The 20,625-nt window shown below is 71.8% G+C and carries 16 protein-coding genes, 1 tRNA gene and 2 pseudogenes; 12 read left to right on the forward strand and 7 right to left on the reverse strand.

Annotation, left to right across the window (positions count from 1 at the left end):
* Positions 1-24: 24 nt before the first annotated feature.
* The gene (locus ACIBD9_RS27095; protein WP_396721894.1) at positions 25-1,014 is read left to right on the forward strand and encodes a hypothetical protein; all 990 of its coding nucleotides are present in this window, start codon (positions 25-27) and stop codon (positions 1,012-1,014) included.
* Between the two features lie 46 nt (positions 1,015-1,060).
* Here the strand turns inward: ACIBD9_RS27095 and ACIBD9_RS27100 are convergent, their stop codons facing one another.
* Positions 1,061-1,384, reverse strand: coding sequence for a plasmid stabilization protein (locus ACIBD9_RS27100; protein WP_396721896.1), 324 nt, complete (start codon positions 1,382-1,384; stop codon positions 1,061-1,063).
* A gap of 363 nt (positions 1,385-1,747) precedes the next feature.
* Here ACIBD9_RS27100 and ACIBD9_RS27105 point away from each other — a divergent pair, with 363 nt between their 5' ends.
* Together ACIBD9_RS27105 and ACIBD9_RS27110 are read left to right on the forward strand one after the other, a co-directional pair.
* Positions 1,748-2,494 (forward strand): GAF and ANTAR domain-containing protein, encoded by a 747-nt coding sequence (locus tag ACIBD9_RS27105; protein WP_396721897.1) that lies wholly within the window; start codon positions 1,748-1,750, stop codon positions 2,492-2,494.
* 110 nt (positions 2,495-2,604) lie between these two features.
* Positions 2,605-3,102, forward strand: coding sequence for an STAS domain-containing protein (locus ACIBD9_RS27110; protein ID WP_396721899.1), 498 nt, complete (start codon positions 2,605-2,607; stop codon positions 3,100-3,102).
* 86 nt (positions 3,103-3,188) lie between these two features.
* On the opposite strand, the gene ACIBD9_RS27115 is transcribed toward ACIBD9_RS27110, so the two are convergent.
* Both ACIBD9_RS27115 and ACIBD9_RS27120 read right to left on the reverse strand, forming a co-directional pair.
* Complete coding sequence (locus ACIBD9_RS27115; protein ID WP_396721900.1) at positions 3,189-5,774, reverse strand: hypothetical protein; 2,586 nt, start codon at positions 5,772-5,774, stop codon at positions 3,189-3,191.
* A gap of 159 nt (positions 5,775-5,933) precedes the next feature.
* Positions 5,934-6,006: transfer RNA gene (locus ACIBD9_RS27120), tRNA-Arg, on the reverse strand.
* Between the two features lie 160 nt (positions 6,007-6,166).
* Between ACIBD9_RS27120 and ACIBD9_RS27125 the strand changes: the two genes are divergently transcribed.
* Positions 6,167-6,862: a hypothetical protein gene (locus ACIBD9_RS27125; RefSeq protein ID WP_396721902.1), complete on the forward strand. Its 696-nt coding sequence runs from the start codon at positions 6,167-6,169 to the stop codon at positions 6,860-6,862.
* A 159-nt stretch (positions 6,863-7,021) separates the two neighbouring features.
* On the opposite strand, the pseudogene ACIBD9_RS27130 reads toward ACIBD9_RS27125, so the two are convergent.
* Together ACIBD9_RS27130 and ACIBD9_RS27135 are read right to left on the reverse strand one after the other, a co-directional pair.
* A pseudogene (locus tag ACIBD9_RS27130) lies at positions 7,022-8,044 on the reverse strand (alpha/beta hydrolase); the annotation flags it as partial.
* 268 nt (positions 8,045-8,312) lie between these two features.
* Positions 8,313-8,732 carry an HPF/RaiA family ribosome-associated protein gene (locus ACIBD9_RS27135; RefSeq protein ID WP_396721903.1) on the reverse strand — a complete coding sequence of 140 codons (420 nt, stop codon included), beginning with the start codon at positions 8,730-8,732 and terminating at the stop codon, positions 8,313-8,315.
* 304 nt (positions 8,733-9,036) lie between these two features.
* Between ACIBD9_RS27135 and ACIBD9_RS27140 the strand changes: the two genes are divergently transcribed.
* The 3 genes and pseudogenes from ACIBD9_RS27140 (at position 9,037) to ACIBD9_RS27150 (ending at position 13,060) form a co-directional block, all read left to right on the forward strand.
* Positions 9,037-9,924 (forward strand): single-stranded DNA-binding protein, encoded by an 888-nt coding sequence (locus ACIBD9_RS27140; RefSeq protein WP_396721904.1) that lies wholly within the window; start codon positions 9,037-9,039, stop codon positions 9,922-9,924.
* A 431-nt stretch (positions 9,925-10,355) separates the two neighbouring features.
* A pseudogene (locus ACIBD9_RS27145) lies at positions 10,356-11,336 on the forward strand (cobalamin biosynthesis protein); the annotation flags it as partial.
* Between the two features lie 185 nt (positions 11,337-11,521).
* The gene (locus tag ACIBD9_RS27150) at positions 11,522-13,060 is read left to right on the forward strand and encodes a cobyric acid synthase (protein ID WP_396721905.1); all 1,539 of its coding nucleotides are present in this window, start codon (positions 11,522-11,524) and stop codon (positions 13,058-13,060) included.
* A 509-nt stretch (positions 13,061-13,569) separates the two neighbouring features.
* Here the strand turns inward: ACIBD9_RS27150 and ACIBD9_RS27155 are convergent.
* Positions 13,570-13,971 carry a rhodanese-like domain-containing protein gene (locus ACIBD9_RS27155; RefSeq protein ID WP_396721907.1) on the reverse strand — a complete coding sequence of 134 codons (402 nt, stop codon included), beginning with the start codon at positions 13,969-13,971 and terminating at the stop codon, positions 13,570-13,572.
* A gap of 224 nt (positions 13,972-14,195) precedes the next feature.
* On the opposite strand from ACIBD9_RS27155, the gene ACIBD9_RS27160 reads away from it, so the two are divergent.
* The 5 genes from ACIBD9_RS27160 (at position 14,196) to ACIBD9_RS27180 (ending at position 19,557) form a co-directional block, all read left to right on the forward strand.
* A complete protein-coding gene (locus ACIBD9_RS27160; RefSeq protein WP_396721908.1) occupies positions 14,196-15,002 on the forward strand; it encodes a uridine kinase in 807 nt (268 codons plus the stop codon).
* A 67-nt stretch (positions 15,003-15,069) separates the two neighbouring features.
* Entirely contained in the window at positions 15,070-16,215 is a 1,146-nt protein-coding gene (locus ACIBD9_RS27165) for a M48 family metallopeptidase (protein WP_396721910.1), read from the forward strand.
* A gap of 36 nt (positions 16,216-16,251) precedes the next feature.
* Positions 16,252-17,595 carry a dipeptidase gene (locus tag ACIBD9_RS27170; protein ID WP_387169493.1) on the forward strand — a complete coding sequence of 448 codons (1,344 nt, stop codon included), beginning with the start codon at positions 16,252-16,254 and terminating at the stop codon, positions 17,593-17,595.
* Positions 17,596-17,672: 77 nt separating this feature from the next.
* Complete coding sequence (locus ACIBD9_RS27175; protein ID WP_030333429.1) at positions 17,673-17,879, forward strand: hypothetical protein; 207 nt, start codon at positions 17,673-17,675, stop codon at positions 17,877-17,879.
* Between the two features lie 85 nt (positions 17,880-17,964).
* The gene (locus tag ACIBD9_RS27180; protein ID WP_396721911.1) at positions 17,965-19,557 is read left to right on the forward strand and encodes an ATP-dependent DNA ligase; all 1,593 of its coding nucleotides are present in this window, start codon (positions 17,965-17,967) and stop codon (positions 19,555-19,557) included.
* 63 nt (positions 19,558-19,620) lie between these two features.
* On the opposite strand, the gene ACIBD9_RS27185 is transcribed toward ACIBD9_RS27180, so the two are convergent.
* On the reverse strand, positions 19,621-20,436 hold the full coding sequence (locus ACIBD9_RS27185) for an SURF1 family protein (protein ID WP_396721913.1): 816 nt from the start codon (positions 20,434-20,436) through the stop codon (positions 19,621-19,623).
* Between the last annotated feature and the right edge of the window lie 189 nt (positions 20,437-20,625).

Consider the following 20,625-nt stretch of genomic DNA (forward strand, 5'->3'; position numbering starts at 1 on the left):
CCGGGTGGAAAGGTGGTGAGCCGGATGCGTTCGTCCCGGACGGCACTGGCGGTGGCACTGCTCGGCATGGCGCTGAGTGGCTGCGGTGGCACGGACATCGGGCCGGGCGGGGCCGACGAGCCGGCTCAGATCGTCGATGGATGGACCTCCTGCGCCAAGGACGCGCCACAGGCCGGCGAGACGTTCGCGGTGCCGAACACGCAGACGCCGGCACCGGCTGTGGAGCCGACGATCGGTCGCATCGACCCCGCGTTCACCCCGGTCGCGGCCGTGATCTGCGGACGGGAGATCCGGCCGGGGCCCAACGGCGGCCAGGAGCAGGTCGCCACCGAGCGACGCGCCGAGCAGATCGCACCGCTACTCACCGCGCTGCGCCTGCCCAACGAGCAGACCGGCGGGGAGGTCGCCTGCACTCTCGACATGGTCATCCCGCCGTGGTTGGCCCTGCTGGACGACCGGGGACGCTGGCTGCGCCCCCACATCCCGACGGACTCCTGCGGTAAGCCGCGCGCCGAGGTGATCGACGCGTTGGCCGGGCCGCAGTGGACCACTGTGGACACCCGTACCATCCGGCAGATCGAATCCGCGGCGGCCGAGGCCGCCGGATGCGCGCAGCAGTGGACGGACATGGTGTGGGTGGAGACCCGGAACGGTAACCCCGGGCCGGCAGGGCCCGGGCTGCCGCCGGCCGCCGGGCCGCTGCGCCTCTGCGTCTACCAGGTGCCCGCGTCGCTCCAGGAGGGCGACAAACCGGCGGGTGATTTCGTGTACGGCGGGCCGCTGCCGGCCGAGCGTCAGGCGGGTGTGCTCCGGGCGCTGTCCAACCGCCGGGCGGTGGTCGACTGCGACATCCCGGCGACGCGCTTCGCGGTGCTGCGCCCACTCGACGGGGCAGGCCCCGACCGGTACGTGGAACTCGACGGCTGCCGACGGTTCCTGGTCGCGCCAACGACGGGTGGGGCGCAGCTCGGCCAGGGCGACGACGCGCTGGCCGCCCTGCTCGGGCCCGTCTGACGCGGCTCGACCGATCCGCGCCACCCGCCGAGGAACTCCCCTGTCGCTACTTCGACAGGGCCCGCTCCAGTTCGCTCTTCGACATCGACGAGCGGCCCTTGATGCCGCGCTGCTTCGCCTCGTTGTACAGCTGCTCCTTGGTACGACCCTGAGCGCCGCTGTGGGAACGCTTACCGCCACGGTGCGCGGACGACACGTCGTTGAGGGAGGACCGGCTCGCCGTCCGGGACTCGCCCGAGCGGGCCCGTTCCTTGTTGACCGTGCGGGCCGCTATCTCCTTCGCCCGGCCGGAGGAGGCGCCGCGCTGCTGCGCGCTCTCCTTGATGTGCTCGTACTGTCGTTCTCTCTTCGGGCTTGATCCTGCTGGCATCGGTGCCTCCCACCTCAGCTGTCGGTGCGGTCGAGGCCGGCTCGCGCGCCGCAGACTGCCATCGGCACATTCCGAGCCGGAGCGTGGTGTTCACGCTGTCCAGGCACGATGCCCCGCCGTCCGGGGGGTCAAACAAGTGCGCCCGAGCCGATGCGGCTGCGCCTTTGGGGGAGGCTCGCGTCGGCGTCGTATAGTTGTCGCCGCAGCCGACGCCTCGTCGGTCAGTCAGCGTCCAGCAGCGGGCGCCCGGGCTCCGTTGGCGAGTCCGTGCGGCGCCCCGTGCTCGCGGTGCGCCATCACCACGCGCGCTGCCGTCGCCTTCCTGCAACTGGTACGCGCCCCGGGCACGAGGACCTTGAAGTCATGGCACAGCAGCCCATTGATCCCAATGCGGCGATCACCGAACTCGGCCAGATCAAGCTCGGCGAAACCGACCTGTCTGGTGTGTTGACCCAGGTCTCCGAGCTGGCGCGGCGCACGATCCCCGGTGCGCAGGAGGTGTCGGTGACATTGCTGAAGCAGGAGAGTGCGCACACCGCCGCGTTCAGCGGCGAGATGGCGCTGCGACTCGACGAATTGCAGTACGAGCATGGCCAGGGTCCGTGTCTGGAGGCGGCCAGAGACGCCGCCGTCGTGTCCGTCCCCAACATGTCCGAAGAGGCCCGCTGGCCGCAGTGGGCGGCCCAAGCCGTGCAGGGCGGAGCTCACAGCTCACTGTCGATCGGGTTCCCGATCCAGGAGTCCGTGCTCGGTGCGCTGAACATCTACGGGGCCGAAGCCGGTGCCTTCGACGAGGACGCGGTCACCCTCGCACAGACATTCGCGGGGTACGCCGCCGTCGCCCTCGCCAACGCCCACCTGTACGACGCCACCGCCACCCTGGCCGCACAGATGCAGCTGGCCATGCAGAGCCGGGCGGTCATCGAGCAGGCCAAGGGCATCATCATGGGCGAACGCCGCTGCACCCCCGACGAGGCGTTCGCCGTCCTCGCGAAGGTCTCACAGGACTCCAACCGCAAACTGCGCGAGGTCGCCGCCGCTCTGGTGGAGAGGGCCACCCGACCGCAGGGTGTCAAGCGTGACCGCGGTGGGTCAGGCAACCTGCCGTAGGCGAAGGACGGCCGCCCGAGTGGCGTCCGACTGCCCAGGCGGTTATCGTCGAGGTTGGTCAAGCCATGCGCCAATCCTGTTACGGATTCCAACAGGAAGCGTGTGCTCCAATGACTGAGCGTTCCTGGTGCTTCCCGAGCCACTTCGACAGTTTCCCGACGGCAGTCAGCCTCGGGCAGGTCACGCCAGCGGCGCTCGCCGGCGGCCAGCGGGACAGCCTTCTTGGTCTCGACTCCTCCGGGCCGTCGTTCCAGGTGACTCGCTACACCGAACCCACGAACCTGTCCGCGACCATCTCGGCCGACCGGATGGTCGTCGCCCCGGTGGGGTACGTCGACATGGATACCGCGCCACGCCTGGCGACGGCCCTGATGAACGCGATCGACAGCCATCCCGAAGTCTGCTGCGACCTGAGCGGCGTCGGCTTCTTCAGCGCCGCGGGTGTGCACGCACTCCTGGTGGCGCGCGACCGGGCGAACCGGGTTGGCTCCCGCTTCTCGATCAGAGGCGCCACGGGAATCACCCAGCGGGTGCTGCGGATCACCGGGGTGGAGCGCCTGCTCCCGGGCCCCGAACCAGACACCGGTCCAATCGCGCGGCTCGGCTGATCGGCGGTTCAGGATCCGTGCTTCCGCCCCGCGGCGGCCACGGCCGACACCGCCCGCTCTTGTCGACCCGGGACGTCGCCTGGGTGCTATTTCATGGGGCTCTGCGTCGGGCTCGGTGTCGAGGCGGGAGCCGGTGGGGCGTTGGGCCCAGTGGTCAACAGGGCTGCGACGGCCGTGCCGGCCAAGGCCGTTCCGAGCGCCGTTGCGATGGCAACGATGACGGTGCCGGCCGGAGTCGCGAGGGCCCGCAGGCTCCGAATGTTCCGGAGACGGTCCCAGCGATAACCCGCCAGCACCGCCATCCGTCGCTCCCACGCGAGGCCGAGGACGGTGCAGAACACGAGAGCCTGGCCAGTCCTGATGCCGAGTGCCAACAGCAACTCGTCCGAGGCGGTGATGCTTCTTCCGGCTGCTGGATCCCCCGCAGGCGAGATCAACGCCAGCACGGACAGTAGCTCCGCCGGCAGGATGAGCAACACGAGGACCATGGCCTTGGCGACCGGGCTTCTACCGCGGATCAGGGGGTAGAAGTACCCGAAGATCGCCGCGTACGCGATCCAACGCATGATGTGCGCCAATACGAGGACCGCCTGCCACGGCGGGTTAAAGATCAACCCGTACGGTACCGAGGGAAGCCCTAACTCGTACCCGACGATGAGCACAAACAGAGGTGTGGCATACAGCATCGCCGCGACCGCGCCATCCCATGGCGAACAGCCCCCCGCTGTGGCCAGCGCGTCATTCACTGGCACGCCCGCGACCATCCGACCTCGAGCCGCGGCCGCATCGTCAATGCGTTGCTGTCGACGGTAGTACTCACGGGTGCTGATGCTGCCGTCACGCAGCAGGCCGCGAGCCGAGCGGTACACATCGTGGGCACTGAGCTCCATCAGCCGGCGCCGCATCTCAGCCTTGACGAGCGCGGTATGCGCTGAGGAACTGACACCGGCCAAGGCGATCCCCCTGTGCCGCTGACGCCGCGGGATCAACAGCGACCAGAGCAACAGAAACGACCCTGTGGCAAGCGCGCTGAACTGGACGAGGTGGCCGAGGTCGACGACGACAAAGACGGTGCTCGCCAGCGCGAGGGCCCATACAACGACGTCACCTACTCCCTCGGCGTGCCGGCCCCTCTGACGGGCCAGAGCCACGGTCACCGTGACGAGGGCCAAGCCCAAGAGCGCTACGCCGACGGTGAGGCCGCCGAACTGACCATTGAGTACGGTCCCGTATTTGTCCAGGTCGGCAGCCAACCCAAGAACAGGGAGGAACAGCAGCGCCCCGGTCGTGTAGAGCATCCGCCGACTCGCCGTCCCGTATTGTGGTAGCCGAGGGTTCAGGGCTGAGGCCTCCGCGATGTAGACGCAGACTAAGCCGAGCGTCAACGTCATCGCCAAGAACGACACCGATCCCAATGCCACATAGGTGCCCGTCAGCACCGGCGATATGGCGAGCAGGAACGCCACGGACAATCCGATCGCGGCTCCCCAAAGGGCGAAACGCCGCCGGTACACCGCCGCCAGGACTGCGGCAGCGACAACAAGGACCAGGTTTCCGAGCAGTTCCGCTGGTGACGGATCAACCTGCAGGTCGCCCTGACTCCATGCGATGCAACCCGCTGTCACGGTCAGCGCCGCGCAGCCGACGAACAGCCTTCGGCGCGAGGGCCCGTCCCATGCCGACAAACCCCGAACCGCGCGACCGCAGGCGGCAATGAGTACAGCGGCCGCCACGACGGTGATAACGCTCAGGCGGTCGCCCCACACGGGGATGGCCGAGTAATCGAGCATGCTCGCCACGGCGAGGACGAGCGCGCCGCCGACCGTGACTACCAGCGCGAACAGCCAGATGGTCTTCCCAATCCCGCCGTCCCTGCGGCTCGACCAGGAGGCCAGTAGAAGCGCCAGCCACGGAGACAGCAATACCAGCCCGGTGAGAATGATCTTAGTTACTTCAGGCACTTCAAGATCAGCGAAGGGATATGATCGAGCGACATCGTTGAAATCTTGATCTTCCACCTCGACGGTTATATCCGCTGGGCCTGGCCGGCCGTTGAGCCGTAAAACCGTCGGACTCTGTTCGACGATGCCGGAGCCAGATACCGCCACGATCTTCATGCCCGTGACCTCGACGGTCAAAGATCGGCCCGTCACAACGCTCGTCGGCACAGGAGCGTAGTCGTAGTAGCTTTCGGGCCCGACCTCGAGGGAAACGGGCACCTGCTGGCGGCTGGTCGATTCCAGCCAGGTGTCGGGGGAGGTTCTCCCACTCATCAATACCCGTGCTGAGCCGGTGCCACGTCGCTGCACGGTCGGCGTGCCGGCATCATCTAATCTGCCCCCAAGTAGGCGGCCGACGAGTTCCAGACCGGTCACCTTCCCTGCGGTAACCAGGACCAGCAGCGGATCCTCGGCTTGCAGGACGATCTCGTAGTCGATCTCTACCTTGACGGGCGGATCGGTGCCCTTGTCTAGACCAACCCGCGCGCGCACGGACGCGGTGCGCGGTGGATGCTGCGCGTCCGCCCACCAATGTGCTGTCGGTTCGGGCGTCGGGGTAGCGCGGACGTCGGGCGAGGGGGATGCGCCAAGGGCCAGGGCGGCGCCGACGAGTCCGGCAACCATCGCAGCCACCGCGAAACCGATTCGAGTCACTGCGATCGGGACACGCACGGTAGGTCACCGTACGGAAGGGCCGGACCCACCTCCGCCGAGTGTCAGCAACACGTCACGAAGTCCTACCCAAATTCCGCTAGACGCGCTGACGTAGCTCAGCTTGGGTTTTGCGGCGGCGCGGCCCCGTCGGAGCTGGTCAGAAGGAGGAAGTGCCTGTGCGCCCGGCAGGATTCGAACCTGCGGCCTTGGGATTAGAAGTCCCCTGCTCTATCCGCTGAGCTACGGGCGCGTGTGGCGTGGATGTCGCGCCCAGAGGGTACCGCCGTCCCACTGCCCGACGGTGAAAAGGGTGCCCGCGTCCACGTCGCCGAGCAGAGTCTCACGTCCGCCCCGTAGCGGGCATCCGGGTTACCGCGGACCGGCCTGGCTGCGGACCGTACCTTTGGCTGGTGTTGCTGGATTCCGACGCCGAGAGCGACGTCGCCTACGAGCTGTGCCAGGTCGTCGGTCGCGCCATCCTGCCGTACCGGTCATCGGGCGACTTCGGTACCGCCTTCTTCTTTCAGGGCGGCGACGACCCGGTGGGGGAGTCGCTGTTGACGGCGGCCGACCTGGTGGGCGGTTCGGGTGGTGAGTTGGGGCTGCGGTCGAGCGTCACCGAGCCGGCGGGGGTGGCTCCGGCCGTCATCTCGGAGGCCGAGGTCGTGCCCGGTTGGGCCCGTTTCCCGGGCGACGGGGTCGCGGTGCTGCCGACCGGTGGCCTGCACCGGTACGCCGGCGACGGCGGCTGGCGGTGGCGCGTCCAGCCGGTGCCGGCGGGGATCGCCGCCGGGCCCGAGGTGGTCGCCCGCCTCGGCGCCGAGGCCAGTTCCGCTTTCGTGCTGGCCCATGGGGTACGCGAGGACGGGTCGCGGCCGCTGGAGGTCGCGATCGAGCGGGTGGTCCGCGACGGGGACGCCGTGCTGATCACCACGGAGCTGCCGCCGGGGTACGTCGGCGCGCCGGTCTTCATCGTTCAGGCTGGCGCCACCGGTGAGGTTTCCCCGTACTGCCTGGGCCTGGTCCTGCCGGGCGTCGGCGAACATCCGGTGGCGACCTTCGACCGGATCCGTGCCGTCCTTCCGGCGACGCCGGGCGACGTCTGAGCCCGACGCCGTCCGGCCTCGTCAGCGGCCCGGCGTCGCTACCCCCGCCGCGTCGACCGTCTGCGTGTTGGTCGGCGCGGCGTCAGCTCGGCCCGCGTCGGTCGGCGCCGCTTGGGCTGGGGCCGCGTTGGTCGGTGCGGCATCGGCTGGGGCCGCATTGGTAGGTGCGGCATCCGCTGGGGCTGCGTCTGACCGTGCGGCGTCGGTCGGCCCGGCGTCGGCCGAGGCGGTGGGGCCGGCGGCGAGGAACGCCTCGGCCCAGCGACCCACCTCGTCGAAGACCTTCTTCCGTACGGCGGGGCCGGAGAGCGTGAGGTCGTGCAGCCCGCCGTCGAAACGGGCCAGTGTGACGTGGCGACCGAGGCGGGGCGCATAGCGGACCATGTGCTCGACGTCCAGTACGGCGTCGGCCAGGGTCGCGTTGTCGTGCCACTTGGTGCCCCGGAAGGAGCGGGTCGAGCAGGCCAGCAGCACCGGCACCTGGATGTCCAGCCCTGCACGGAGCCGGCGTTGCCCGGTGCGGATCGCGTTCAGCCAGCCGGCCCGGACCGGGAACCCGGCCAACGGCTTCCACGCCAGGTCGTAGGTCCACTCGCCGCGGTGGTCGGAGTGGATGCTCTCGCCGTACACCGTGCCCAGCCCGAACGGGAGGATGCGGTGCGGCGCCCTGCGGCCCAGCCGGGACGCGGCGGCCGCGAGGGGTCGGCGCACCGCCCAGGGTGCGTTCAGGTCGAAGAAGGGGCTGTTGAGCACCAGGCCGTCGATCGTGCCGGTGTCGCGGCGGGCGTCCGCCCAGAGCGAGATGATCAGGCCGCCGGTGGAGTGGCCCATCGCCAGCAGGGTGTCGTGCCCGTCGTCTTTGCGGATGATCTCGGCGGCGGCGTCCAACTCGGGGAAGTAGTCGCTGATGTCGTGGCAGAAGTTCGGGGTCTGGCCCGGGAGCAGACTGCGACCGTATTTGCGCAGGTCGAGCGCGTAGAAGTCCCAACCTCGCTCGGCGAAGAAGTCGGCCAGGTGCGTCTGGAAGAAGTAGTCGACGAAGCCGTGTACGTAGAGCACGGCCCGCCCGGTGGGGCGCTCGGCCCGCCGCCGGACCAGGGTCGCGACAACGGGGCCCTCGTCGTCGGTGCCCAGGTCGATCGTCTGCCGCTCGTACGGCGGCCCCAACACGTCCGGTTCCACGAACGCGACGCTACGCCGCCAACCTACCCAGCGGTAGCCCGCGCCCGGGCGATGCCTGCCCCCGCCCGCCCCGCGTCGCCCGCCCCGCGTCGATGAGCTCGCCCCGCCCCGCCCGCCCCGCGTCGATCCGTTCGCCCCGCCCCGCCCGCCCCGCGTCGATCATGGACTTGTGGTGGCTCGCAAAGGGGACGTTTGCGGATCTGACGCCCACCACAAGTCCATGATCGGCTGCGATGGCTGTGGGGCGGCGAGCGGGGCGGGGCGTGGGTCAGGCCGTTTCCGCGTCGGCGCGGAGGGCCGGGTCGTCGGACTCGTCGGCATCGAGCTGCGGCTGGGGGACGTCGCGCAGGTGCTTGTTGTGCCGGGGCTCCTGGCGGGTCTTGGCGTCGTTGAGCCGGCGCCGCAGGTCGTCACGGACGTCGTTGAGGGCGGCGTGCAGGTCCTCCTCCGCGGAGGTGGTGACGATCTTCTGCCGGCCGGCGATCCAGCACTCCAGGGTGACCTTCTGCCCGCGCGCCTCCCGGTCCTTCACCGACACCTCCAGCTCGGTGGCATCAGCGTGGAAGCTGGCGAGCCGGGCGTCGAGGGTGGCGAACTGCTCGGCGATCCAGTTGCGGTCGCCCTGCGAGAACCCGGCGCCCACCCGCAGGCACTCAGCCACGGTGGCCGGGTTCGCCACGGCGCTCATCGCTGCGCCTCGGAAGCGTTCGCGGAGCCGATGGTAGTGATCGTCATGGCGCTGACCTCTCGTCGACGTGGAGCTGTCGGTGGTGCGTTGATCAAGTCCTTACCCAGTTCGGGCGGCCTGGGAAACCGTCGACGGCGCGTCGGGCGGGTCGGGCGTACCACATCCGGGCGTGATCAGGGCGTTGTCCACAGGTGGGTTCGTCATCCACAGGTCGGGGATGGGCGCTCGCGATGGGTGCCTGTAGTGCCGATGCTCGGTGTCGAGTCGACTCGCGCTGGCAAGCCCCGATCCCCCTGGAGGGACGATGTTCGACACTTACGTGACAATCGTCGGCAATGTGCTGACCACGCCCGAGTGGCGGCGTACGACCCAGAGCAACACGCTGGTGGCCAACTTCAAGGTCGCCTCCACCGCCCGCCGACTCGATCGCGACAGCGGCCGGTGGGTCGACGGCAATTCGCTTCGCGTCCGCGTCAACTGCTGGCGCAAGCTCGCCGAGGGGGTGGCGGCCTCGGTCATGGTCGGCGATCCGGTGGTGGTCTGCGGGCGGCTCTACACCCGCGACTGGACCGACGACGCCGGTAACCACCGCACGCTCTACGAACTGGAGGCGGTCGCCGTCGGCCACGACCTGTCCCGGGGCCGGGCCCGGTTCCTGCGCAACCGGCCGAGCATGACCACCAGCACCGTGGAGGACACGGAGGCCGAGAGCCGGGTGCACGGCGAGCCCACCGAGCCGGTGCCCGCCGGGCAGGCACCCGTCCTGCCCGACGACCGTCCGCTGGACGACGACTTCGAGCTGCCCGACTACGCCGAGCTGCGAACCAGCCCGTTCGGCAACGTCCCGGAGGACGACGACAGCTCCCCGAGCGACCGGGTCTCCTCGGACAGTGGGGTCTCCTCGGGGAGTGGGGTCTCCTCGGGGAGTGGGGTCTCCTTGGGCGGTGGGCTTTTCGGTGACGGCGGAGCGCTGCCGAGCGGCGAGCAGGTCGGGCAGGTCGGGCAGGTCGGGCAGGCCAACGTCCCGCCGGGCCTCGACGACGAGTTGGCCCCACCGCCCGAGGCGGACGACGACAACGCCGACGGTGACCTGGACATCGAGTTGAGGCCGGTGCCCGACGAGAGGCAACCGGAGCCGGCGCAGCCCGCTCGAGGGCGGCGCGGTCGGGGCCGGATTCCGCAGCCAGCCTGACCGATCGGCTCGGCTGACCCGCGTCGGCTCGGCCACCGCCGAGCACGGCGGCGATGGCGAACGCCACCGCGAGTCGGTCGGCGGTCGAGCTGCCTGAGGCTCGGTATCAGTTGCGGGTGCTGCGGCTGCGGCGAAATGGCACCAGACGGCGCGGTGCGGGTGCGGTGCGCCGCTCCACGGAGCGGTGCGGCACGACGGGGGCGGGGTGGCGGCGCGACCAGCGTCGTCACCCCGCGTGACAGGCGTCGACCTGGCTGCGACGGGGTCTTGTAGCCCTCCAGCGCGGCGTCGAAGTTGGTGAGCCGGGGCCTGCCTACCTGTTCGCTTGAATGGTTCTCGTGGCCGGTGCGGGACCGTGGGTTCGGCTGGTTCACGGGGTGCTCGTCTAGGCTGGCCGGCCGGAGGTGGTGCGGGTGCGACGGACAGCGCCGATGGCGAACGCGGTGGGGCTGCTGGCCGGGTACGCGCTGGACAGGCTGCTCGGCGACCCCCGCCGGTGGCACCCGGTGGCGGGCTTCGGGCAGGCCGCAGGTGCGCTGGAGCGCCGCATCTACCGCCCGGACCGAACGGCGGGTACGGCGTTCACCGCGCTGGCCGTCGGGGGGCCGGTGTTGCTCGGGGCGGTGGCCTCGGCGGCTACCCGGCACCGGCCGGTGACCCGGGCGCTGCTCGTGGCGGCCGGCACCTGGACCGTGCTGGGCGGTCGCACGCTGCGGCACGAGGCGACCGTCATGGGTCGTACGCTGCGCGGCGGTGACCTGCCCGCTGCCCGGCGACGCCTCGGTCACCTCTGCGGACGGGACCCGTCGACGCTGGGTGAGTCGGAGCTGGCCCGTGCCACCGTCGAGTCGGTCGCGGAGAACACCTCCGACGCGGTCGTCGCTCCGCTGCTCTGGGGTGCGGTCGCCGGCCTGCCCGGGCTGCTGGGCTACCGCGCGGCGAACACCCTCGATGCGATGGTCGGGCACCGGTCGACGCGCTACGCGCGGTTCGGTACCCCGGCAGCTCGACTGGACGACGCGCTCAACCTCGTGCCGTCCCGGCTGACCGGGCTGCTCACCATCGCCGTCGCGCCGGTCGCGCACGGGGACCGCCAGCGCGCCTGGCAGGTGTGGCGGCGGGACCGCAACGACCACCCGAGCCCCAACGCCGGTCAGTGCGAGGCGGCGATGGCCGGTGCGCTCGGGGTCCGCCTCGGTGGCCGCAATGTCTACTTCGGGCGCTCCGAGGTGCGGCCATTTCTCGGCGACGGTCCCCGCCCGGAGGCGCGGCACCTGAAGCGGGCCGCCCGGATCTCCGGAGCGGTGGGGCTGGCCGCTGTCGGGCTGGCCGCCGCGTACCCGGTGACCCTCGGTCGGCTGCTTGGCGCGGCGAGCAGGCGAGCGCTGACCGGCGCCGTGGGTCGGCGCGGGCTGGCCGGCGTGGCCGGAGGGCGCGGGCTGGCCGGCGTGGCTGGAGCACTCCGGCTGGTCGGTGCCGGCGAGCGCGGGCTGCCGGCCGTCGGCAAAGGCGCGGCTGTCGGCACGGGCTGGGCTGTTGGCAAGGGCGGGGCAGGCGGATTGGACGGGGGCGTCGGGGTGCGGCGGGGGAGCGGGCGGTGAGCGGCGGGCTGCTGGTCGCCGGCACGACGTCCGACGCTGGCAAGAGCGTGCTCACCGCGGGCATCTGCCGTTGGCTGCACCGGCAGGGCGTGAAGGTGGCGCCGTACAAGGCGCAGAACATGTCGAACAACTCCGCGGTGGTCGTCGGGCCGGACGGGCGCGGCGGCGAGATCGGGCGCGCCCAGGCCATGCAGGCCGCGGCGTGCGGGCTCGCACCCGACCTGCGGTTCAACCCGGTGCTGCTGAAGCCGGGCAGCGACCTGGCCAGTCAGGTGGTGCTGCTGGGCGAGGCGGTCGACACGATCACCGCCGGCACCTTCCGGCAGCTACGTCCCCGGCTCGCCGAGACCGCGTACGCCGCCTTGGCGGAGCTGCGCGAGACGTACGACGTGGTGATCTGCGAGGGCGCCGGCAGTCCCGCGGAGATCAACCTACGGGCCGGTGACTACGTCAACATGGGGCTGGCCCGGCACGCCAACCTGCCCACCATCGTCGTCGGCGACATCGACCGGGGCGGTGTCTTCGCCTCGATGTTCGGCACCGTGGCCCTGCTCGACCCGGCCGACCAGGCGCTGATCGCCGGGTTCGTGATCAACAAGTTCCGGGGCGACCTCGGGCTGCTCCAGCCGGGTCTGGACATGCTGCGTCAGGTCACCGGCCGCCCCACGTACGGGGTGCTGCCCTGGGCACTGGACCTGTGGCTCGACGCGGAGGACTCACTGGCCTACGGTCGGGTGCTCGGCCGGCCCGCCGCCCCGCACGGCAGCGAATGGCTGGACGTGGCCGTCGTCCGCCTACCCCGGATCAGCAACGCCACCGACGTGGAGGCGCTCGCCACCGAGCCGGGGGTCCGGGTACGGCTCACCATCGAACCGGCCGAGCTGGCCGCCGCCGACCTGGTCGTCCTACCCGGCTCCAAGTCCACCGTCGCCGACCTCGCGTGGCTGCGTGAAACCGGCCTCGCCGACGCGGTTGCCACCCACGTGGCGGCCGGCAAGCCCCTGCTCGGCCTCTGCGGTGGTTTCCAGATGCTCGGCCGCGCCATCCACGACCCGGTCGAGAGCCGGCAGGGCAGCGTCCCAGGGCTCGGACTGTTGCCCATCGAGATCACCTTCGATCCGCGCAAGACCGTCCGGCAGTCGGTGGGCGCCGGCCACGGCGGCCTCCCGGTGCGGGGCTACGAGATCCACCACGGGTACGTCTCACACGCCGACCCCAGCCTGACCCCGCTGCTGACGGGCGACGACGGTGTCGGAGAGGGAGCCGTGCTCGGCGCGGTGCACGGCACGCACTGGCACGGGACGTTCGAGTCCGACGAGTTCCGGCGGTGGTTCCTCACCGAGGCGGCTCGCCTGGCCGGCCGCAGCGGATTTCGGGTCGCACCGGCCACCAGCTTCGCCGCCGTCCGGGAACGCTCACTCGACCTACTCGGCGACCTGGTCGAGGAACACCTCGACACCGATGCTCTCTGGCGTCTCATCGAAGCCGGCCCGCCCTCGGGCCGCCCCTTCATCCCGCCCGGCCCACCGTCCTGACCCGGTCGGGTCCTGGCCCGGTCGGGTCCTGGCCCGGTCGGGTCCTGGCCCGGTCGCGTCTTGGCCCGGTCGTGTCTTGGCCCGGTCGTGTCTTGGCCCGGTCGTGTCTTGGCCCGGTCGTGTCTTGGCCCGGTCGTGTCTTGGCCTGGTCGTGTCCTGGCCCGGTCCTGTCTTGACCTAGTCGGGTCCTGGCCCGGTCGTGTCTTGACCTGGTCGGGTCCTGGCCCGGTCGCGTTCTGACGCGCCCGCGTTTTGACCTGGCTCGCCGGTTTGACCTGGCTCGCCCTTTTGACCCGGCCGCCGTCCGATGGGGAGTGCGCCGGCGGGGCTGCGCATGATCGTGCTCGATCCTTGTTGTAGGGGCCTCGTCCATGCGAGGAGTGGCCTGTTTCCTGGATCTAGCGCGATCTTGAGCCGGCCGCCTGCTTGAGCCGGCCGTCTGGCTTGAGCCGGTTGCCTGCTTGAGTCGGCCGCCCGCCCGGGCGGCCTGAGGCGCAGGGTGGTGGGAATCAGGGGCGGATGTCGGCGGGGCGGTCGGTAGTGGGTAGGCCGGCGGCGAGCCAGGCGTCCACACCGCCGATCATGTCGGTGGCCCGGCGCAGCCCGAGGGTCTGCAGGCTGGCGGCGGCCAGACTGGAGCTGTAGCCCTGCCGGCACACCAGGACGATCTCCCGGTCGTACCCGGTGGCTTCCGGGATCCGCCAGGCGCTGGCCGGATCGAGGCGCCACTCCAGTACGGTCCGGTCGATGACGATCGCGCCCGGCAGGTCGCCCTGTTCGCGGCGCTGTGGTTCGGTACGGGTGTCGACCAGCAACGCACCGCCGCGGACCGCCTCGACGGTCTGCTGCGGAGTCAGTCGGTGCAGCCCGGCGCGGGCCTGTTCGAGTAGGGCGTCTATACCGGGGCTCATTACGTCTCGGAGCACCACCCGATCATGCCGATTCGGTGGCACCCCGGGCGGCGAACGGGCCGCCCGTCACCCGTCGCCGCCCCAATTCCCCCGGACGTGACGGTGGCTGGTCAGGGCGGTCAGCCGGACGTGTCAACACGGCCCACTCTGGCCCCTCTACCGGCATGATCGACACGGCTTCACTGATGTCGCGGTGTCCCGCCAACGGGGATACCGCGCCTTCAATGAACCCGAGTCGAGCATCGGGCCCACCGGCCCACCGGCCCACCGGCCCACCGGCCCACCGGCTCACCGAGCCCGGCGAGCCAGACGGCCGACGAGCCCGACGAGCCCGACGAGCCCGACGAGCCCAGCGTGCATACTTCGGTCATGCACCACGGGAGGCTGTGCTGAACCCGGAGACTGGCGGGCCGACCGTGGCGGTCGTCGAGGCGTACGCCGAATTGGCTCGTCGGGTGCTCGCGGGCCCGGCGCGGTTGGGGCGAACCCGGCTGGTGGCGGTCGACGGGCCGAGCGGCGCGGGCAAGAGCCGGTTCGCCGCGCGGCTCGCGGATGCCCTGGCGGGGCCGCTCGGCGGCCGACCGCCGGTGGTGCACACCGACGACCTACTCGACGGGTGGGACGACCAGGTCACCTTCTGGCCCCGCCTCGACGAGGGGGTGCTCGCCCCGCTGCGGAACGGGGAGCCGGGCGCCTACCGGCGGTACAGCTGGGTCCGGCAACGCTTCCTGCCCCGGCCGGTTCCGGTGCCGGTGGCTCCGGTGCTGGTGGTCGAGGGGGTCAGCGCCGCCCGGGCGGTTGTCCGGCCGGAGCTGACGCTGGCCGTGTTCGTCACCGCGCCGGCGTCGCTGCGGCTGTCTCGCGCGGTCGCCCGGGACGGGCCGGAGATCCTGCCGGAGCTGCGCCGCTGGCACGACGGGGAGCGGGCGCACTTCGCCGTCGACGAGACCGCGACCCACGTCGACCTGTTGGTGGACGGCGCGCCGACACTCCCGCACGACGCGGAGCGGTACTACGTGCGGCTGCGCTGAGCGGGGCATGGACGTCGGCGACCGACTGCGGCACGATGCGGGGAGCTACGGCGAACGGGGAGCCACCATGACGGCAGCGGACGCGCCAGCGCGGCGTCGGATCACCCTCACCGGCATCAGCTCGCGGGCCTGGGAGCATCCGGCCGACCGGGGTGCCCTGGTCGCCCTGCGGGAGCTGCGCGGTTTCGACGACGTTGTGCGGGCGTTCTTCGGGATGTGGAACGAGCGGGGCTTCCGGTTGTCCGTGCTGGCCTCCGGCATCCGGGTCGACCACCGGCAGTACCCGGCGGTGTGGCAGCGCTACACCGAGGCCGCGGCGGCGCTCGACGTGGCCGAGCTGCCCGAGCTGTACGTGACCCAGTCGCCCTGGTTGGGCGCCGAGGCGGTCGGGCTGGAGCGGCCGTTCATCGTGCTGAACTCCGCGTGCGTGCAGCAACTCGACGAGGACGAGCTGCGCTGTCTGCTCGGCCACGAGTTGGGGCACGTGGGCAGCGGGCACGCGGTCTACAAGACGATGCTCATGATCCTCACCCGGTGGGCGGCCAACCTGAGCTGGTTGCCGGTCGGCGCGATCGCGCTGCGCGCCATCATCGCGGCGATGCTGGAGTGGTGGCGCAAGGCGGAGCTCTCCGCCGACCGGGCCGGCCTGCTCGCCGGGCAGGATCCGGCCGCCGCGCTGCGGCTGCTGATGAAGCTGGCCGGCGGCGGTGACCTGTCCCAGGTCGACACCACCGCCTTCCTGGAGCAGGCCGCCGAGTACGCCGGCGGCGGCGACCTGCGCGACAGCCTGCACAAGATCCGGATGACCGCGTGGAGCACCCACCCGGTGCCGGTGGCGAGGGCGGCGCAGCTGCGCCAGTGGATCGACTCCGGGGCGTACGGGCGGGTGCTGGCCGGGGACTATCCGCGCCGCGAGGACGACAGCTCGACAAGCGTTTCGGAGGAGATCAAGGCGGCTGCCGAGTCGTACCGGGAGGAGTTCAGCCGGTCCACCGACCCCCTGGTCGGGTTGCTGCGCCGGCTCGGCGACGGCGCGAGCGACGTCGGCGAGTGGGTGGGCGGCACCGCCGGTCGGGCCCGTTCCTGGATGGACGCCGCCACCGAGGCGGCGGGCCGCGCGCACCGCGCCGGCCGGGCCGCCCCCGGCACGCGGGCCGGCGCCGGCCCCGCGGACAGCGGTGACGGTACGGGCTCCGCCGGCACGCCCCGGTAAGGCCGGCATACGATGCCGGTCATGACCTCACCGATCATGTCCGAGTCCGAGGTGCGGGCCGCCGTCGAGCGGGAGATGCCCGGCGTCCGGGCCGACCTGGAGCGCCTCGTCCGCATCCCCGGCATCGCCTTCGAGGGCTTCGACCACTCGCACGTGGAACGCTCCGCCGAGGCCGTCGCCGAGCTGCTGCGCGGTTGTGGCCTGGACGTCGACATCGTGCGCTCCGGCGGCCAGCCGGCGGTGATCGGCCGTCGGGCCGCCCCGCCCGGCGCACCCACCGTGCTGCTTTACGCCCACCACGACGTCCAGCCGGTCGGGGACCGGTCGCTGTGGGAGTCCGACCCGTTCGAGCCGGTGGAACGGGACGGCCGGCTCTACGCCCGGGGTGCGGCCGACGACAAGGCCGGCATCATGGCGCACGTCGCGGCGCTGCGCGCGTACGGCGACGCGCTGCCGGTTGGCGTGGTCCTCTTCATCGAGGGCGAGGAGGAGTACGGCTCCGACTCGCTGGAGCAACTGCTGGCCGAGCACCGCGACGAGATCGCGTCGGACGTCATCGTGATCGCCGACTCCGGCAACTGGGACATCGGCGTACCGGCGTTGACCACCTCGCTGCGGGGCATCGTCAACTGCTTCGTCGAGGTGCGCACGCTGGACCACGCGGTGCACAGCGGCATGTTCGGCGGCGCCGTGCCGGACGCGCTCACCGCGCTGGTCCGGCTGCTGGCGACGCTGCACGACGACGCCGGTGACGTGGCCGTGGACGGGTTGGTCGGCCGGGAGGGCGCCACCGTCGACTACCCGGAGGACCGGGTCCGGGCCGAGGCTGGGCTCGCCGAGGGCGTGCAGTTCATCGGCACCGGCCGGATCACCGACCGGCTCTGGACCAAGCCGGCGCTGGCCATCCTCGGTGTCGACGCGCCGTCCACCGGCGAGGCGCCGAACGCCCTGGTCCCGGCCGCGAAGGCGAAGCTCAGCATCCGCCTCGCCCCGGGCGACGACCCCAAGCGGGCGTACGCGGCGGTGCGCGCGCACCTGGAGCAGCACGCGCCGTGGGGTGCGCAGGTGACGGTCACCTTCGAACACGACGGTGACCCGTGCGTGATCGACGCGTCCGGGCCGATGTTCGACGCCGCGCGTTCGGCCTTCCGGACCGCCTGGGACGGCACCGACCCGGTGGACATCGGTGTCGGCGGCTCGATTCCGTTCATCGCCACCTTCCAGGAGATGTTCCCGAAGGCGGCGATCCTGGTGACCGGTGTGGAGGACCCGCACGCCCGCGCGCACGGCCCGAACGAGAGTCTGCACCTGGGGGAGTTCGCCCGGGTCTGCCTCGCCGAGGCGCTGCTCCTGCGCAACGTGGCGGCGGCGGGCAGTTAGGTGTCAGAACGGCAACTTTGGGCCTGATCTGGGAGTTTACGGCGTGTCGGATGGTCAGCTGTTATAGCCTTTCGTACATGAGTACGAACGAGGTGATGGCCCGGTTGGGGGCCGCTGTCAGCGCGCTGGGAGATGTCGATGTCTCCGCGTGGTCCGAGGACACGCTCAACGAACAGCTCGGTGAGCTCTCTGCCGCACTGGTCGCCCTCGACTCGGTGCTCTCCCGGGTCGCCGGCGAGGTCCGCGCCCGAGGGTTGCGCATCGAGGAGCCCGTCTCCGCCTGATCCGTCGTCCGCGTGAGCGGGCGGCACCCTGCCGACACCGCCCGGGCACGGCAATGCCCGGGCGGTGTCGGAGGTGACTGGCAGGATGAGCTGCGTGCGGTTCCTCGATCTGGCAGCCACCTCCGCCGCCGTCGGCGCCACCAGCGGCCGACGGGCCAAGGTGGAGCTGCTCGCTGACGCGCTGCGCCGGCTCGACCCTGACGAGGTCGAGGCCGGCGCCGGCTATCTCGCCGGTGAGCTGCGCCAACGGCAGACCGGGGTCGGCTACGCGAGCCTGCGTGACCTGCCGCCACCGGCCGCCGAGCCGACGTTGACGGTGGCCGCCGTGGACGCGGCCATCGCGCAGATCGCCGCGGTGCACGGCTCGGGCTCGCAGGCCCGGCGTCGGGCGTTGCTCGGTGCGCTCTACGCGGCAGCGACGGCCGACGAGCAGCGCCTGCTCACCGGCCTGTTCAGCGGCGAGCTACGCCAGGGTGCCCAGGCCGGGCTCCTCGCGGACGCGGTGGCCCGGGCCGCCGACGTGCCGGTGGCGGCGGTCCGCCGGGCGCTGCTGCTCGCCGGTGATCTCCGGGCGGTGGCGGTGGCCGCGCTGACCGGCGGTGCCGCCGAGTTGGCCGGGTTCGGTCTGCAGGTCGGCCGGCCGCTGGCGCCGATGCTCGCGCAGAGCGCCCCCTCGGTCGACGAGGCGCTCGCCGCGACCGGCACGCCGGCTGTGGTCGACGTGAAGCTCGACGGCATCCGCATCCAGGTGCACCGCTCCGGTGCCGACATCGCCGTGTTCACCCGCAGCCTCGACGAGATCACCACCCGGGTGCCCGAGGTGGTCGCCGCGGTCCGTGCCCTGCCCGGCCGGGAGTTGGTCCTCGACGGCGAGGCGATCGGCCTGGACGAGACCGGTCGTCCACTGCCGTTCCAGCAGACGTCGAGCCGGGCCGCCCGACGCACCACCCCCAGCACCACCGGGCGCACACCCGTGGCTCCGGCGGTGCTGGCGGCGGCTGCCAGCACGGGCGCGACGGTGCTCACCCCGTACTTCTTCGACCTGCTGCACCTCGACGGCGAGGATCTGATCGACCTTCCCGGCCGGGAGCGGTGGGCCGCCCTCGCCGGTGCGGTGGATTCGTCGCTGCTGGTCGGGCGGATGGAGGTCGACGACCCGGAGCAGGCCGCTACCGCGTTCGCCGCCGCGCTCGACGCGGGGCAGGAGGGCGTGGTGGTCAAGGCACCGGACGCGCCCTACGACGCCGGCCGCCGTGGCGCCGCCTGGGTCAAGGTGAAACCGCGACACACCCTCGACCTGGTGGTGCTCGCCGTCGAGTGGGGCAGTGGCCGACGCAAGGGCTGGCTGTCCAACCTGCATCTGGGTGCCCGTGACGCGCGCACCGGCGAGTTCGTCATGCTCGGCAAGACGTTCAAGGGACTCACCGACGAGCTGCTGCGGTGGCAGACCGAGCGGTTCCTCGGCCTCGCCGTGGAACGCGGCGACTGGGTGGTCCGGGTCCGGCCCGAGCAGGTTGTGGAGATCGCCTTCGACGGGGTGCAGACGAGTTCGCGCTATCCCGGTGGGATGGCGCTGCGGTTCGCCCGGGTGGTGCGCTATCGCGACGACAAGTCCGCCGCCGAGGCGGACACCATCGACGCGGTCCGTGCCATCCACGCCGGCCGCCCCGCCGGCTGACCGGCCGGGTCCGGCGCCGAGCCGCACACCCCGTTGCAGCGCGTCGGCCGGAGGCGGCCTGAGTCAGGCGGTCGGTGTCGGTTCGGCGGCCCGGTCCAGGGGAGCCGGGGTGGTGCCGATGCCGGCGGCACGGCGGGCCTCTCGACGGGCCACCCAGCCGTAGCCGAAGAGAGCCATCACCGCGAAGAGCCACCACTGCACGACGTAGCCGAAGTTCTGCCAGTTGTTGGCGTGCCCGACCGGCACCGCCTTGAACACCGGATCGGCTGCCGGGGTCTGCTCGTCGAGCAGCAGGTAGGCGCCGTAGACCGGGTAGGGAAGCTCGCCGGCCAGCCGCGACACCCCGATCCGCCGGATCTCCAGCAGCCCGTCGCGTCGGGCCACCGCGCCGGCGCCGCTCTCGGTCTCGTGCACCCGACCGACCACCGTCACGTCGCCGGTGGGCGCGGCCGGCACCGACGGCAGGGCCGTCGCCCCACCGGGTGCCGGCGGGATCCAGCCCCGGTCCACCAGCAGCGCCGTGCCGTCGGTGAGCACCAGCGGGGTGAGCACCTCGAAGCCGACCCGGCTGTCCACCGTCCGGCCACGGACCAGCACGGTGTTCGTGGGGTCGTACCGGCCGGTGACGGTGACCCGGGTCCAGACCTTGTCCTCGGCGGGGGCCGGACCGGCCGTCCCCGCGCCGCCGGCGGGAGCGCGCAGCGCGTCGGCGAGCGGCACGGGGGCCATCCGCTGGCCGGCGTCGATCCGCTCGTTGACCTCGGTGCGCCCCCGGTAGCGGTCCAGCTGCCAGTTGCCGAGGAACACCATGACGGCGGCCGCGACCAGGGTCAGCGCGAGAGCGCCCAGCCAGCGTGGGCTCAGCAGGAACCGGTACACGGCACCGAGGCTACTCGTATGACCGGCGCCACTGACCTGGACCGGGCCGGACCGGTCCGGGACGGACGCCCGGGGCCCTGCCAGGGCCGGGCCGCCCACCCCCGGTTGGCGGTGCTCGCGCCTCCAGCCGGGCGGGTATCGTCACGCCGACGGATCGGCCTCGGTCGTCCCGTCGCGTACCCGCCGCCG

The sequence above is a fragment of the Micromonospora sp. NPDC050784 genome, from assembly GCF_044456765.1.
Lineage (GTDB): Bacteria > Actinomycetota > Actinomycetes > Mycobacteriales > Micromonosporaceae > Micromonospora > Micromonospora foliorum.